Origin of the sequence: Micromonospora sp. NBC_00858 (assembly GCF_045207365.1) — a bacterium.
GTDB lineage: Bacteria > Actinomycetota > Actinomycetes > Mycobacteriales > Micromonosporaceae > Micromonospora.
Genome location: NZ_CP108828.1, coordinates 5,689,798 through 5,704,111 on the forward strand (window position 1 = coordinate 5,689,798; position 14,314 = coordinate 5,704,111).

Here is a 14,314-nt window from a genome sequence, read left to right on the forward strand (position 1 = left end):
GTGGCCGGTGGTCGCGGTCACACCGATGCCGCGCTGACGGCGGCCGGCCTGGTCTCGGTGAGCCCTTCGGCGAGAGTGCCGTAGCGGGCCGCGACCGCCGGCCAGCGCAGGTTCGCGGCCAGCGGCCGGACGCGGCCGGCCAGCCGGGCGGTCAGCCCCGGTTCGGTCAGGATCCGCCGGATCGCGGCGGCCAGCGCCGTCGGATCCCGGTGGGGTACGACCAGACCGGGCCCGCCGGTGAGCAGCTCGACGGCGTGCGGGAACGCCGTGGCCACGACGGGCACCCCGGCGGCCACGGCCTCGATGAGCACACCGGAGGTGACCTGTTCGCGAGAGTCATAGGGCAGGACGACCACGTCGGCGGAGCGGATCAACCGGCCGAGCGCCTCCTGGTCGTGGTAGACGTCCTGGTAGTCCACGGCGTGCGCGATGCCCAGCTGGGCGCCGAGCCGGTGCAGCCCCGACCGGTACGTCTCACCCTGGTGCTCGATCACCTTCGGGTGGGTCCGACCCGCCACGGTGTAGGTGGGTGCCGGTTCCAGGTCCTGCAACCGGGCAAGCGCCCGCAACGACCATTCGAGGCCCTTGCCGGGGCCGAGCAGCCCCCAGGTCAGCAGGTGCGGTCGGGTACGTCGGTCGACGGGTACGCCGACGTGATCGGCGGCGCCGTGCGGGATGACCGTCACCTTGTCCGGGGTCACGGAGTAGCCGACGAGCAGCCGGTCCCGGGCGGTGTCGGTCATCGTGACGACCGCCCCGGCGGTGGCGGCGATCTGCTCCAGCAGGGACTTCTGCCGGGCGGAGGGCTGGCGGAGCACGGTGTGCAGGACCACGATGCTCGGCACGGTCAGCCGGCGCAGCAACGGCAGGACGTCCTCGCCGTCGGTGCCGGGGTAGATGCCGTACTCGTGCTGGACGATGGCCACGTCGAAGGTGTTCAGGGCCGCGGCGGCGTCCCGCCAGCCGGCCGAGGTCCGCGTCGACCAGGTGTGCACGACGCCGGGCCCGGGTCGCGGGTCGTCGCCGTGGTCGGTGACCCGCACGATGCCGCCGCGCGTGCCGTCGGCGGTCAGGTGGGCGGCGAGGGCGGAGTTGAAGGTGGCCAGTCCGCACCGGGTCGGTGGGTGGGTGCTGAGGAATCCGTAGCTGGGCATGGGTGTGTCGGGCCTTCCGGTTGTCGGCTGCCCATGGCGTACGGGGGCGAAACCTCACGCGGTGTCGGCGTACGCCGGCCAGCGTGTGTGGCCGGCGGAACGGATTGGTGCGGTCAGCTACGGACGGGACCTGACCAGGCCTGCCTGGTCAGGAACGGTCGGTCGCTCAGCGGGTTCCGCGTTGCGGCGAATGACCTGGTCGTAGACGGAGAGATAGTCGGTGACCATCCGGTCCGCGCTGAAGCGCTGCCGCGCCCGCGCCCGGCAACCGGCCCGGTCGAGGCCGGCGACCCGGGTCACCGCGTCGACGGCCTGCTCGACGGTGTGCACGAGGAATCCCGTCACCCCATCGTCCACGACCTCCGGCATGGACCCCCGGGCGTACGCGACAACCGGCGTGCCGCAGACCATCGACTCCACCACCGACAGTCCGAACGGCTCGTCGAAGGCGATCGGGTGCAGCAGGGCGGTGCTGGTGCCCAGCACCTCCGCGCGTCGTCGGGGACCCACGGATCCGAGGAAGACGACCTGGTCACCGTCGATGTGCGGGGCCACCTGCTCGGCGAAGTAGCGCTCGTCCTGGACGATGCCGCAGATGGTCAGCGGCCGGCCGGCACGGCGGGCGATCTCGATGGCGGTGTGGGTGCCCTTGTCGGGGTGGATCCGGCCGAACGCGGCCAGTCCGGGGCCGGCGTCGCGGGTGAACGGCAGCCCGGTGAGATCGACGCCGTGCTGCACCGTGGCGACGTAGTCGAGCTCGGGGGCCCGGTCAGCGTCGGAGATCGACACGTAGGACGAGCGGGCTCGGGCGTAGGCGGGCAGGATCCCCGCGCCTGAGAAGCCGTGCACGGTGGTGAGCAGCGGAGCGCGACAGTGTTCGGCGAAGGCCAGCGGCAGCCAGTCGAGGTGGCTGTGCACCAGGTCGAACTGCGCCGAGCGGGCCAACGCGTAGGAGACGTGCATCGCCTCCCACACCCGGCCGTCCATGTCGGGATCTTCCGCGTACCCGCGGGGGCAGACGCCGTCGAGCTGGGCGGAGGTGACGGAGTCCAGCGTCGCGAACAGGGTCACGTCCACGCCGCGACTGGCCAGCCCTTCGGCGAGCAGGCCGGTCACCTGCTCCCAGGGGCCGTAGTGGTGCGGGGGTGTGCGCCAGGCGACCGGTCCGAGCAGCGCAACCCTCACGGGGAGGGCGCGTCGACGAGCTCAGCAGGATCGAGGTGCAGGGTGGCGAGCAGCCCGGTGTGCTTGGCCGGGTCGACCCGCTCGGGAAGTTCGCGCTCGACCCAGTCGGCCCTGGCCTGCTGACCCCGGTCGCGAAGGGCATTGACGATCTTGCTTCGGGCGATCCTCATCTGGTGCTCCCTGATAGTGCCGTCCGGAACGATCATGCTCATGGACGGCGGTGTGAACGCGGGTCGGGTCTCACCAGTGACCATCGCGCCGAACCCGAGATGTGCGGTAGTCGGTGAATCCGACGGCCGGGACGAGGTCGGCGAATCACCAACACGACCAGCACATCGCGGCGATGGGGATCGATAACGCCCCTTCGGGCTGGTGGCGACGGCATCTGGCGACCACCGGAGGTCCCGGGCGACATGTTCACCGTACGCCCTCGCCGTGTCGGACTGCACCTGCACCGCTGGCCGGGCTCGTCGGAAACTGCCTGCACAGCGGTACCAACTGCGGAGGCGTACGCTGGAATCGCCCGCCGCCGCACATCCATCGGCCAGGACGCCGACTCTCCGTGGCGCCGATGGCCGGCACCCCCCGCATCGGCACGCCCGAGCCGCGACGGTCTGTCGCCGGCCCGCTCTCACCCCCGCCCGGCGCTGGCGCGCGCATACCGCCAGCTACGCCGGGCACCCATCGGAAGGCGGCGGTTCGTCATGACCGCACCCCGAGACAGGCACGCCCGACCCTCCCCCATCAATGGACACGACGGCCCCGCCGCTGCCCGCCCGGCGCCGCTTCGGCCACCGTCCCATCAGGAAAGCTGAGCCAGCCATGTCCGTCACCCCGCAGCACGCCATCCCGGTCATCGCCTCGACGTCGGCCGCACCTCGGCTCGTTCTCGCCACCGCCCGGGGCCGGACGGTGCTCGACGGCGGCTGGTGGCCGCGGTCCTGGGATCCGACCGCCGAGCTCCCCGGCCTTCTCCTCGCCCTCACCGAACGACATGGCCGGATCCGGCACCTCATGCTCAACATCCGCGCCTGGGACAACCGGCCCCGTCGGTTGACCGTCGGACCGGACATGGTTCGCATCGGCTGGTTCGACACCCTCGACCCGGCCGTGCTGATCGCCACCACCGGCCAGGACATCCAGGTCGACCTGCTCGTGGTGCCGCCCGTCACCCCACCGGCCGCAGCCGAGTGGGCGATGGCTACCGCCGCCGACCAGGCCAACCTCCGACGCGCGCCCGACATCCTGGCCGCCGCCCGGGTGCAGCCGGCGCCGACAACCCGCGCCGATCGGTACGAGATCTGGGACAACGAGGGTGGTAGCAACGCCGTTGCCACGAAGGGCAGGGGTCATCGAGCCAGCCCGACGCGCTAGTGGCCGATCCAGCCGAAAGAGGACAGCCTGCGGCTTTGCCCGAATTGGAGCCGGTGTTTCACTACCATCAAGGGCCCGGAGTCACTAGACGGGCGCCTGATGACGATCGATCGAGCGGTGGGGCTGTCCCGCGAGGATGAGGGGCCCCAGCGGGCAACCTTGCTGGAGCTGTTTCTCGATCTGGTGTTCGTCGCTGCGCTCGCCCTGACGTCCCGAACCTTGGCGCAGCGTCTCGACTGGGTAGGCGCCTTCCAGACCGTGCTGCTGCTGATGGCGATCTGGTGGGTCTGGTCCGCTACCGCGCTGGCAACCGACCTCTACCACACGCAGCGACCCCCCATTTTCGTCACGACGCTCTGGGTCATGCTCGGGACCATCCTGCTGACTGGCTCACTGCCCGGAGCCTTCGCCGAGCACGCTCTGCTCTTCGCGGGCGCATACGTGGCGATCCAGGTGGGACGTGGCATCTTTCTCGTCGCCGCGCTGCACGGCCGCGGCACGGCGCAACTGCCCGCCAGGCGGTTCATCTTCTGGTTCGTCGTGTCCGCCGTACCGTGGCTCGCTGGTGGTCTCGTGGCGGGCCCGGCGCGGGGCCTGCTGTGGACCGCTGCGCTCGCGGTCGACTACGGGGCAGCCTGGCTCCGCTACCCGACGCCGCGACTGGGCCGGCTACCCATGCGCCAGTACGCGGTGGCGGCCGACCACCTGGCGGAGCGCTACCAGCAGTTCTTCACTCTCGCCCTCGGTGATCTCATCCTCGTCACCACACTGGCCTTCGCCGACAACGATGTGACGCCCATCCGTACGGCGGCGCTCCTGGTCGGCTTCGCCGCCACCGTGCTGCTGTGGCAGATCTACGTCCACCGCGCCGGTGCCCTGCTGCAAGCCGCCATCGAGGCCTCCCGGGATCCGGGCGAATTCGTGCGGTCTGCGCCCTACACCCACCTGCTCATGGTGGCCGGAGTGGTCGCCACCGCCGCCGGTTTCGAAGTCGTCATCATCCACCCCACCGAGCAGACGCCGCCCTGGTTGGCCGGCGTCATTCTCGGCGGACCCGCGTTGTTCCTGGCCGGACGCGCCAGGTTCGAGTACGAGGTGTTCAGCCGGGTGTCCCCGTCCCGGCTGGTCGCGCTGCTCGTGCTGGTGGTCGCGGGACCCGCTCTGTTGCTCACGCCCGCGCTGGTGGCCGGTCTCGCCGCCGCCCTCGTACTGGCCGGGGTCGCCGTCTCGGACGGCATCCGCGCCTACGGAAACCCACCCGAGCCGCCAGCGCCCTCCGTGTAGCGGAAGGTCAGGGTCGCAGCACCACCTTGCCCGCCCGGCTGCGGGTCTCGGCGAAGACGGGTGCGGCGGCCACCTCGGTGAGCGGATGGCGGGCCGCGATCTGCGGCACGATCACTCCCTGGCGGCAGCAGGTCGAGCAGGTGCAGGCGGGCCAGCACCCCGATGAAGACCCACAACCGTCAAGCCGTCCTCAGGGAGCGATACGCAGGACCCGGATCGAGCTGTCGTCGTAGTCGCTGAAGCGGTATCGGAGCCCGGCGAACGGGCTGCCGGGGAAGTCGCCGGCGATCGTTGCGGTCACGATGGTGCCGGCGGGGGTGTCCTCGACGTCGGTGATCTCGTACGTCACCAGCGGCACCTCGCGGCGCCACCGGCGGATGGCCTCGATGCCGCGGTACTCGGTCGACTCATCCTCGACGACGGCGTCGTCGGCGAAGAGGGCGAAGTAGTCATCGTGGTCCGGCTGGCCGGCGAGCTCGAAGTAGCGGCGGATGATTGCCGGCGCGGTGTGGCTGGCGGTCATGGTCGGTGTCCTTTCCGGAGGGAATGATCGGCATCGTTACCCCTCCCGGCAGCATGGAGTGGACGTCTCCGAGACGCCGTACAGTTGCTTCTGAAACAGCACCTACTGACTTCGAGACTAGCACCGACTCGGGAGAGGGCAACTTCGTGGCAGGGAAGATCCGGCTGGAGGACCGCGAATGCCCGCTGTCCAGCGCACTGGGCTACGTGGGCGAGTGGTGGACGCTCCTGATCTTGCACGATGCTTTCGACGGCTACACCCGCTTTGATCAGTTCCAGGCCAATCTGGGTGTCTCGTCCAGCATTCTGACCAGCCGGCTCAAGACGCTCACCAGCCAGGGGCTGCTCGAACGGCGCCGCTACCAGACCAGGCCGGACCGCTACGAGTACGTCCTCACCGATCTCGGGCGCAGCCTGCGCCCCGTCGTCGTCGCCCTCGCCGCCTGGGGAAACTCCCGCCTCGACCCCAGCGAGCGCAGCATGATCCTGGTCGACCGGCACACCGGCGTGGAGGCCGACCCGATCATCGTCGACCGGAGCAGCGGACGTGCGCTCGACGACAGCGACTTCGTCTTCGCCGCCGGCCCCGCCGCGAGCGAGGCCATGCGCAAGCGCTACGAGCACATCCCGACCCGAACGGTCCCCGACCAGCACCAACCCTGACGGTCAGCGGTCGCCAGGCCAGTCGGTTGAGGCCGGCGCGCAGACCGGCGCGCCGCGTTCCCGGTACCGCCAGATTCGCCAGGCTCAGCCCAGCCCTGCCGCCCGGTCCAGATGGGTAAGGAACCGCCGCACCGCCGGAGGTCGGCTCCGCCCGGCGACGGTGGCGGCGAAGACCCGCCGGACGGAGGCGTCGTCGGGGTGCAGGCGGAGCAGGGTCAGGTCGGGCGGAGCGGCGCGTACGGCCAGGGCCGGCACCAGCGCGACGCCCAGGCCGGCCGCGACACAGCCCAGCTTGCCGGTCCACTCCGCCGCGACGATGTCGATCCGTGGTCGGAAACCCGCTGGCAGGGTGGCTCGCAGCAGGGTCTCCTCAGCGGTCGCCGAGCCAGCGATGAACGACTCGTCGGCCAGGTCGCGCAGGCGGATGGTCCGCCGGTGGGCGAGCCGATGCGTGCGGGGAACGGCCACCAGCAGCGCCTCGTCGACGAGGTGGTGCAGGTCGAAGTGGTCGCCGTCGAGCGGCTGGTCGGCCGCGGCGCTCACCACGGCGACATCGGCGTCACCGTCGACCAGGCGTTCCAGCAGCCCCGGCGTGAGCCCTTCGACCAGCGACAGGGCCACCTCGGGATGGTCGGACTTGAAGCTGGCCAGAGCACGCGGCACGAGCGCGGCGACCGCGGTGGGGAACGCGCCGACCCGCAACCGGCCGGCGGACAGGTCACGCAGCGCCGCCAGGTCCCGCCGGGCGGTGTCCAGCCGGTCGAGCACGGCCTCGGTGTGGCCGAGCAGGCAACGGCCCTGCTCGGTCAGGGCGACACCGCGCGGCAGCCGGTCCAGCAACGGCGACCCGGCCTCGGCTTCCAGCGCGGCGATCTGTCGGGACACCGCCGACTGGGTGTAGCGCAGGCTGCGGGCCGCAGCCGTAATGGAGCCGTGCTCGGCGACGGCACGGAAGACCTGGAGCGCGTTCAGCTGCATCCTGCCATGTTCTCCCAGCATGGCAGCGATGCGTAACAGTCGTTGGTGGCATGGCTTCCCGCCACCTAGCGTTGGCGACATGAACGAGATCGCCCTGCTGGGCACCGGCACGATGGGCACCGCGATCGGCCGCCGGCTGCTGGCCACGGGCCAGCGGCTCACCGTCTGGAACCGCACGTCCGGCAGGACGGCGCCGCTCGTCGAGGCCGGGGCGCGAGCCGCCGGGAGCCCTGCCGAGGCGGTCCGGAACGCCGACATGGTGATCACCATGCTCACCGACGCGGTCGCCGTCCGGCACACGTTGGTCGACTCCGGCGCGGCGTTGGCGCTGCGCCCGGGCACCCCCGTGGTCGAGATGTCCACCATCGGTCCCCAGGCCGTGGCGGAGTTGGCCGCGCTGCTGCCGGCGGGAGTGCCCCTGGTGGACGCGCCGGTCGCCGGCAGTGCCGGCGCTGCCGAGACGGGCCGGCTCGTGGTGTTGGCCGGCGGCGAGGAGGCGGCCGTGGAGCGGGTCGCCCCGCTGCTGGAGACGTTGGGCACGGTCCGCCGCTGCGGCGGCTCCGGCCGGGGCGCCGCGCTGAAGCTGGTGCTCAACACCGCACTGGTCACCGCGGTCACCGCGGTCGCGGACGCGCTCGCCGTCGCGGACGCCGTCGGCGTCGACCGACGTACGGCGGTCGAGGCGCTCGGCACCGGGCCGCTCGGTGGTGCGGTCGCCCGGGCGACCGCCACGGACGCCGCGTTCGCCACCGCCCTGGCCGCCAAGGACGCCCGGCTCGCCCTCGACGTGCTGGGCGACGCGCCGGTGCCCGTTCTGCGCGCCGCCGCGTCGGCGTTGGCGGCCGCGCCCCATCCGCAGGACGACATCGCCCGCCTCACTGAGGCTGCCGCACAGAAGGAGAGAAAATGAACGTGACCCTGGACAATCCGACGACCGTCGCCGCGCCGTTCGGCGACCGGTTCGCGCACGTCGCCCGCCTCGACCTGCCAGGGGGCGCGCTGTTGATGCTCTCCGGTCAGGTCGGGGTGGACGACGCCGGCGCGGTCGTCGCACCCGGGGACGTGCGGGCGCAGTCCGAGCGGATCTTCGAGTTGATCGGTGCGCTACTCGCGGCGCACGGCGCCACCTTCGCCGACGTGCTGCACGTCCGGACCTTCCTGACCGACCTCGGTGACCTGGCCGGCTACGCGACCGTCCGCAACCGGTACTTCGTGGAGACCAGGCCCGCCAGCACCACTGTCGAGGTGAACCGGCTCTTCCTCGACGGCGCGGTGCTGGAGGTCGAGATCACCGCGGCCGTGACCACGGGCTGACCGCCATCGGCGACCGCTGGCGTCAGTGCTGGTGCGGCCGATTCCGCACGAGGGCGAGCGCGAGCACGGCGGTGGCCAGGAAGACGATGCCGTTGACCCGTAGCCCGGCCTGCACGCCGGCGGTCAGGGCCTCGGCGAGCGCTGACCGGACCGGGTCGGGCATCGCCTGGTCGCCGGTGGCGCCGGCGACCACCGCCGAATGCACGGCGGTCCGGGTGGGCTCGCCGACCTGGTGGGCGGCGAGCCGGTCGGGCAGGTCGGCCAGCATCGTGGTGGTGAGCAACGTGCCCAGCAGGGACGAGCCGAGCACCGAGCCGACCTGGCGGGCGGCGTTGACCGCGCCGGAGGCCATGCCCGCCTGGGCGGGCGCGACGCTGGCCAGCGCCGCCGCGGTCGCCGGGGCCACCACCAGGGCGCTGGCGGCGCCGAACAGCGCGAGCAGTGGCCAACGGTGGCCGAACGGGGTGGCCGGGCCCTGGGCGGCCAGCCCGAAGCTGGCCAGGGCACCGAGGACGAGACCGGCGGTGAGGGGTGCCTTGAACCCGGTACGGCGGATCATCCGCCCGGCGCCGAAGGCCGCGACCGCGTAGACACCGAAGAGCACCAGCATCCGCCAGCCCGTGTCCAGCGGGCTGAGCGCCTGAGCGCGTTCGTGGAACAGGACGAGCAGGATCGCCACGCCGGTGAAGCCGAACAGCGACACCGCGGCGACGACCATGACGGCGCTGAACGACGCGGACCGGAACAGCCGCACATCGAGCATCGGCGCACTGGTGCGCAACTCGACCAGCACGAAACTGACCAGCGCGGCGGCCGAGACGATCCAGGTCGTGGCCACCACCGGGCTGGTGTAGCCGTCCCGACCGCCCTGGATCATGGCGTAGACGGCGGCGGCGATGGCGAGGGTGCCGAGGAGCAGGCCGGGCACGTCGAGTCGGCCTGCGCTCGGCCGAGACTCGGCCACTCCGATGGCGGCCACGACGAGGGTGACCACGCCCAGCACGATCGTCGACACGTACACGCTGTGCCACTGGTGGTGGCGCAGCAGGGCGCCGGCGATGAGCGGACCTACCGCGAGGCCGATGCCGGAGGCGGCCGACCAGGCGGTGATGACCTCGGTGCGCCGGTGCGGGTCGGTGAAGGTCGCGCCGAGGATCGCCAGGCTGTTCGGCAGGATCAGGGCCCCGCCGAGGCCCGCGAGCAGCTGCCCGGCGATCACCCAGGACACGGTGGGAGCGCCGGCCACGACGGCGCCGCCGGCGATCATGGCCACGACGCCGGCGCTGAACATGCGCCTGCGCCCGTATCGGTTGCCCAGCGTGGCGGCGGACAGCACCAGGCTCGCCACCACCAGGGTGTAGGCGCTGGGAATCCAGATCAGGGTGGTCGGGTCGACGCGCAGGTCCCGCTGGATGGTGGTCAGGGCGGAGACGGTCGCGGTGATCTGGAGGAACGTGATCATCGCGCCCAGGCACATGGCGATCAGGGTGACCGCGCGGGAGCCGCGAAGGGATGGCCGCGCGGTGGCGTCCGGCCCGGGGGCGCTCGCGTGCCGCAGGCGTGCTGGCCTGGTCGGGGCCGTGGTGCGCTGATCGGTCACAGGGGTTCCTAGGGGTCGATCCGCGCGGGCACCGGTGGTCCAGCGCTGGCGGCGGGCGGAGAGGTGGGTGGTGGCGGTCGGGGCAGCTGAGGCCCGGCACCTGGCTATGGCAAGACGAAGCCAGCCGGACCCTAGTGAAGCACCTGACTAGCCGTCGTGCAAGTCAGGTCGTACCCTGGTAACCATGGGTGACCTCCTGGAGGACCGCGACTCCTGGTCGGCGGCGAACTGCTCCATCGCGCGCGCGATGGATATCGTGGGCAGCAGGTCGACGATTCTGATCATGCGCGAGGCCCTGCTCGGAACGCGCCGATTCGACGACTTCGTCCGCCGTGCCGGGATCGGCGAGCCCGCCATGGCGGCCCGACTCAAGGAGCTGGTCACCGCCGGCGTGCTCGAACGGATCCCCTACCGGGAGCCGGGGCAGCGCACCCGCCACGAGTACCAGCTCACCCGCAAGGGTCGTGAGCTGTTGCCCGTCATCACCGCGCTGCGCAACTGGGGCGACACCTGGGCCGCTGACGACGCCGGCCCCTCCGTGCTCGCCACCCACCATGACTGCGGCCAGCCGGTCCGGGCTGTGCTGCGCTGCGCGGCCGGACACGACGTTGAGGAGGGTGAGATCGACATCGCCGCCGGGCCCGGCCTCATCCGGCACGGATGAGGCCGGGTGTCATCCAGCGGGCTCGAAGACGGCCCGTACGCAGCCGTCGGTCTTGTTCTTGAACATGTCGTAGCCCTGCGGAGCCTGGTCGAGCGGCATGGTGTGAGTCGCCAGGTGCTCGGTGACGAGTTCGCCGCGCGCCATCCGTTCGAGCAACATCGGAATGTAGCGGTGGCCGTGCTGCCGCGCGCCGCGCAGCGTGAGGCCCTTGCTCAGCACCGCGCCGAGCGGGAACCTGTCCACCGGGCCGGCGTAGACGCCGAGCAGGAACACGTTGCCGCCCTTGCGGCAGTGGTGGATCGCGTCGCGGGCGGCGACCGGCCGGTCCGATTCCAGCCGCAACTGCTGCTTGATCTGGTCGTACCAGAATTGCTGGCCGGTGCCGTGCGACTCCATCCCGACCGCCTCGATGCACACGTCCGGCCCGCGCCCGCCGCTGCGTTCCAGCAGCTCACCGCCCACGTCGTGGGTCTGATAGTTGAGGGTCTCCACCCCCAGGCTCGTCTCCGCCATCCGTAGCCGGTTGTCGAGACGGTCGATCACGATCACCCGCTCCGCGCCCAGCAGGACCGCTGCCCGCGCCGCCATCTGGCCCACCCCGCCGGCACCCCACACCGCCACCACGTCACCCGGCCGCACACCGCCCAGGTCGGCGCCCATCCACCCGGTCGGAGCAGCGTCGGAGGCGAACAGCGCACGCTCATCGCTCACCGCGTCCGGAACGGTGAACGCGCCCTGGTCGGCGTACGGGACCCGGACGTACTCCGCATGACTGCCGGCGAAGCCGCCGAGGGCCTGCGAGTAGCCGTAGCAGCCGGCGGGTGCGAAACCCCGGTCGCTCTCGGCGATCACCGGGTCGGTGGTGCCGTTGTCGCACAACGAGAACTGCTGCTGCTGGCAGTACCAGCAGCGACCGCACGAGACGAATGAGCAGACCACCACCCGGTCGCCCACGGTGTGCCTGCGCACCTGCGGACCGACCTCGACCACCTCACCCAGGAACTCGTGGCCGAGGACGTCACCGCGACTCAGGAACGGGATGTGGCCGCCCAGCAGGTGCAGGTCGGAGCCGCAGGTCACCGTCTTGCGCACCCTGATGATGACGTCCTGCTCGTTGCGCAGCTGCGGGTCCGGCACCTGGGTCACCGCCAGTTCGTTGGCGCCCTGCCACACGAGTGCCTTCACCGTCGTCCCCGCCGCGTTGCCATCCACCCAGCCTGGGGTGCCCGCCCCTTCCGTTGCGGTGATCACCGCAGCACCACCGGAACGGGTGCGGGTGGCGGGCTGCCGGCCGGCGGCCGCCACCGTGGATCAGAGGACGAGCTGGTGCACCCGGTCGTCCACGCCGCGTACCGCCAGCCAGGCGCTGCCGTTGGCACCAGCGGCGGCACCCGGTGCGCCCCGGAAGGCGTCGGTGGCGAACTCGCCACGGCGGAACCAGCCGCCCCACGCCCCGTCGACCAGGTTGCGTTGCCAGAGCCGGTTGTCGGCGGCCAACGCGAACAGGTAGACCCGGCCGGCGGTGGCGAGCAGGGTCGGGCTGCCGCTGGTGGTGCCGCCCACGCTGGTCCAGGCCGACCAGGTGGTGCCGGTCCGGCTGCGCCACCACACCTCGTCGGTCCGGCTGCGGACCGCCACGTGCAGCACGCCGGCGTCATCGACGACCGCACTCGGCCGCCCGTAGAACGGCCGGTCCTCGGGCGCGCCGATCCCGGTCCAGCCGGTGCTCGGGGTCCGCGACCAGAGCTTGCCGTCGGCGCCGCGGACGACGAGCGTCCACTCGGTCGGGCTGGTCCAGGCCACCGTGGGTCCGTCGGTCAGCGTGCCACCGAGGCTGCGCCACGGCCCCCACTTCCCGACGACGTAACTCCGCTGCCAGGCAGCGTTGTCGGTGCCCCGGACGAAGACGTCCAGCCGGCCACCCGGTGAGGCGTACGCCGCCGGCTGGCCGAGGATCCGGCCACCGACCGGGCCGCCGAGTGACGTCCAGCCGGTGCCCCACGTCGCGCCGGAGCGGGTGTTCACCGCCAGCGCGCCCTGCCCGTTGCGAACGAAGGCGGTGGCATGCGCGTCGTCCACCCGGACCAGCGCCGGGCTGGCGCTGGCGGTGCCGCCGAGGCTGGCGCCGGCGACCTGGTCGGTGCCGGTCAGGCCGAGCATGGCCACCCCGTGCGCCGGGACCTCGACGGTGTACGAGCCGGTGAACGGCTGAATGCCGGCGGTGCCCGGCGCGGCGTCGACGGTGGCACGGGACCACAGGTCGCGGATCGTGACCGACCCGCCGAGCGCGACATCGGCGAAGTTCACCGTGATCGTCTGCGCGGTGTCGTGCCGGTTGAGCAGGGCGACCGCCCGCCGGCCCGAGCCGGTGAGCACCTTGCTCCAGACCTGCGCGTCGACCCCGGTGTCGGCGACCTTGATGCCCTGCCGGACCAACGGGTCCTGGTTCACCGCGATGATCTCCGGGTTGGTCAGCGCCGAAATCATCTCGGTGGGCAGGCCGCGCGGGTCGGAGCCGATCACCAGCGGGGCGGCCATGATGGACCACATGCCGAGCTGCGTCTTGGACTCCTCCAGGCTCAGCTCGTACCCGCCGCCGGGCAGCGGGCGCATCGGCAGCAGGTAGTCCGGGTCGTTGTAGTGCCCCGGCCCGGTGGCCGCCGGGTGGTACGCGTTGACGTCCATGTTGCGCAGCACCCAGGGGAAGGCCCACTGCGGGGTCGGATCGGTGAGCCCCACGTCGGTGTAGGTCCGCCAGGAGTCGGCGATGGTGGGCGCGTAGGTGTAGCTCCAGGTGGAGAGCTGTTCCGGGGTGTACGGCCCGCCGCCCCAGTCGGAGCTGACCGGGTTGCAGATGTTGAGCAGCATCGGCCGGGGCGACTGGCGTACCGCCTCGGCGAGCTCGCGGAAGGTGGTCTCCGGGTCCAGGCCCGCGGCCCGGCCGCAGAGCCAGTCGGCCTTGAGAGCGTCGAAGCCCCAGCCGGCGAACTGGGCCACGTCGGCCCGGTAGTGGCCGTTGCTGCCCAGCCCACACTGCCCCGGCAGGTACGGCCCGGCGTCGGTGTAGATGCCGGCCTTCATCCCCTTGCTGTGGATGTACGCGGCCAGCCCGGCCATCCCGCCGGGGAACCGGGCCGGGTCGGCGACCAGCCGGCCGGCCTCGTCACGCGGGGTGGGCGCGGCCCAGTTGCCGTCGATCCAGACGTACGTGTAGCCGGCGTCCCGCAGGCCGCTGCTGACCATGAAATCGGTGACCGACCGGACCTCGGCCTCGGTGGGATCGCCACCGAGACCGAAGTAGGTGTTCCAGCCCTGGTACGGCGTCGGCGCGAGCCCACTGTTGAAGAAGGCCGGCGCACCCTGGTCCTCAGCGCCGGTGGCGGCCGGGGCGTGACCGGGTCGGCCCGGCCCGCCGTGGCCGCCTGCCGGTGGTGGAGCGGTGTGCGGTGGGCCGGCCATGGCCGGCAGCGGGCCGACCAGGCCCAGGCCGAACACGGCCAGGGCGGCGGTCAGCGGTCGGATCAGGCGCATGGGGGTACTCCTGTCCCTCGGGGGTGGGGTGCGGTGGTGCTCCGG

The 14,314-nt window shown here is 72.1% G+C and carries 14 protein-coding genes; 6 read left to right on the forward strand and 8 right to left on the reverse strand.

Annotated elements, in window-relative coordinates; translation table 11 throughout:
• Positions 1-17 precede the first annotated feature (17 nt).
• The 3 genes from OG990_RS26515 to OG990_RS26525 form a co-directional block, all read right to left on the reverse strand.
• Positions 18-1,154 carry a glycosyltransferase gene (locus OG990_RS26515; protein WP_406077518.1) on the reverse strand — a complete coding sequence of 379 codons (1,137 nt, stop codon included), beginning with the start codon at positions 1,152-1,154 and terminating at the stop codon, positions 18-20.
• A gap of 117 nt (positions 1,155-1,271) precedes the next feature.
• The gene (locus OG990_RS26520; protein ID WP_328423072.1) at positions 1,272-2,339 is read right to left on the reverse strand and encodes a glycosyltransferase family 4 protein; all 1,068 of its coding nucleotides are present in this window, start codon (positions 2,337-2,339) and stop codon (positions 1,272-1,274) included.
• A complete protein-coding gene (locus OG990_RS26525; protein ID WP_328423070.1) occupies positions 2,336-2,509 on the reverse strand; it encodes a hypothetical protein in 174 nt (57 codons plus the stop codon). Before OG990_RS26525 ends, OG990_RS26520 begins: the two co-directional genes overlap by 4 nt.
• Positions 2,510-3,161: 652 nt before the next feature.
• On the opposite strand from OG990_RS26525, the gene OG990_RS26530 reads away from it, so the two are divergent.
• Together OG990_RS26530 and OG990_RS26535 are read left to right on the forward strand one after the other, a co-directional pair.
• Positions 3,162-3,713, forward strand: a complete 552-nt coding sequence (locus OG990_RS26530) for a DUF5994 family protein (protein ID WP_386985414.1) — start codon at positions 3,162-3,164, stop codon at positions 3,711-3,713.
• A gap of 99 nt (positions 3,714-3,812) precedes the next feature.
• On the forward strand, positions 3,813-4,997 hold the full coding sequence (locus tag OG990_RS26535; RefSeq protein ID WP_386985416.1) for a low temperature requirement protein A: 1,185 nt from the start codon (positions 3,813-3,815) through the stop codon (positions 4,995-4,997).
• A gap of 190 nt (positions 4,998-5,187) precedes the next feature.
• On the opposite strand, the gene OG990_RS26540 is transcribed toward OG990_RS26535, so the two are convergent.
• Positions 5,188-5,520 (reverse strand): nuclear transport factor 2 family protein, encoded by a 333-nt coding sequence (locus tag OG990_RS26540; protein WP_406077519.1) that lies wholly within the window; start codon positions 5,518-5,520, stop codon positions 5,188-5,190.
• A gap of 146 nt (positions 5,521-5,666) precedes the next feature.
• Between OG990_RS26540 and OG990_RS26545 the strand changes: the two genes are divergently transcribed.
• A complete protein-coding gene (locus OG990_RS26545) occupies positions 5,667-6,182 on the forward strand; it encodes a winged helix-turn-helix transcriptional regulator (protein ID WP_386985422.1) in 516 nt (171 codons plus the stop codon).
• 84 nt (positions 6,183-6,266) lie between these two features.
• Here OG990_RS26545 and OG990_RS26550 read toward each other — a convergent pair whose 3' ends face one another.
• Positions 6,267-7,160 carry a LysR family transcriptional regulator gene (locus OG990_RS26550; RefSeq protein WP_386985424.1) on the reverse strand — a complete coding sequence of 298 codons (894 nt, stop codon included), beginning with the start codon at positions 7,158-7,160 and terminating at the stop codon, positions 6,267-6,269.
• 79 nt (positions 7,161-7,239) lie between these two features.
• On the opposite strand from OG990_RS26550, the gene OG990_RS26555 reads away from it, so the two are divergent.
• Entirely contained in the window at positions 7,240-8,070 is an 831-nt protein-coding gene (locus OG990_RS26555; protein ID WP_406077520.1) for an NAD(P)-dependent oxidoreductase, read from the forward strand.
• Positions 8,067-8,474 carry a RidA family protein gene (locus tag OG990_RS26560; RefSeq protein ID WP_328423054.1) on the forward strand — a complete coding sequence of 136 codons (408 nt, stop codon included), beginning with the start codon at positions 8,067-8,069 and terminating at the stop codon, positions 8,472-8,474. The genes OG990_RS26555 and OG990_RS26560 overlap by 4 nt, the downstream gene beginning before the upstream one ends.
• Positions 8,475-8,496: 22 nt before the next feature.
• Here the strand turns inward: OG990_RS26560 and OG990_RS26565 are convergent, their stop codons facing one another.
• On the reverse strand, positions 8,497-10,074 hold the full coding sequence (locus OG990_RS26565; RefSeq protein ID WP_406077521.1) for an MFS transporter: 1,578 nt from the start codon (positions 10,072-10,074) through the stop codon (positions 8,497-8,499).
• Positions 10,075-10,258: 184 nt separating this feature from the next.
• Between OG990_RS26565 and OG990_RS26570 the strand changes: the two genes are divergently transcribed.
• A complete protein-coding gene (locus tag OG990_RS26570) occupies positions 10,259-10,738 on the forward strand; it encodes a winged helix-turn-helix transcriptional regulator (protein WP_406077522.1) in 480 nt (159 codons plus the stop codon).
• Between the two features lie 9 nt (positions 10,739-10,747).
• On the opposite strand, the gene OG990_RS26575 is transcribed toward OG990_RS26570, so the two are convergent.
• Together OG990_RS26575 and OG990_RS26580 are read right to left on the reverse strand one after the other, a co-directional pair.
• Positions 10,748-11,923 (reverse strand): zinc-dependent alcohol dehydrogenase, encoded by a 1,176-nt coding sequence (locus tag OG990_RS26575; RefSeq protein ID WP_406081889.1) that lies wholly within the window; start codon positions 11,921-11,923, stop codon positions 10,748-10,750.
• A gap of 126 nt (positions 11,924-12,049) precedes the next feature.
• Positions 12,050-14,269, reverse strand: a complete 2,220-nt coding sequence (locus OG990_RS26580) for a glycoside hydrolase family 27 protein (RefSeq protein ID WP_406077523.1) — start codon at positions 14,267-14,269, stop codon at positions 12,050-12,052.
• Positions 14,270-14,314 lie beyond the last annotated feature (45 nt).

Bases quoted from the DNA above. Each gene is read 5' to 3' on its own strand.
- OG990_RS26550 (WP_386985424.1), bottom strand. From the start codon at position 7,160: ATGCAGCTGAACGCGCTCCAGGTCTTCCGTGCCGTCGCCGAGCACGGC.
- OG990_RS26530 (WP_386985414.1), top strand. From the start codon at position 3,162: ATGTCCGTCACCCCGCAGCACGCCATCCCGGTCATCGCCTCGACGTCG.
- OG990_RS26525 (WP_328423070.1), bottom strand. From the start codon at position 2,509: ATGAGGATCGCCCGAAGCAAGATCGTCAATGCCCTTCGCGACCGGGGT.
- OG990_RS26570 (WP_406077522.1), top strand. From the start codon at position 10,259: ATGGGTGACCTCCTGGAGGACCGCGACTCCTGGTCGGCGGCGAACTGC.
- OG990_RS26580 (WP_406077523.1), bottom strand. From the start codon at position 14,269: ATGCGCCTGATCCGACCGCTGACCGCCGCCCTGGCCGTGTTCGGCCTG.
- OG990_RS26535 (WP_386985416.1), top strand. From the start codon at position 3,813: ATGACGATCGATCGAGCGGTGGGGCTGTCCCGCGAGGATGAGGGGCCC.
- OG990_RS26515 (WP_406077518.1), bottom strand. From the start codon at position 1,154: ATGCCCAGCTACGGATTCCTCAGCACCCACCCACCGACCCGGTGCGGA.
- OG990_RS26555 (WP_406077520.1), top strand. From the start codon at position 7,240: ATGAACGAGATCGCCCTGCTGGGCACCGGCACGATGGGCACCGCGATC.
- OG990_RS26540 (WP_406077519.1), bottom strand. From the start codon at position 5,520: ATGACCGCCAGCCACACCGCGCCGGCAATCATCCGCCGCTACTTCGAG.
- OG990_RS26560 (WP_328423054.1), top strand. From the start codon at position 8,067: ATGAACGTGACCCTGGACAATCCGACGACCGTCGCCGCGCCGTTCGGC.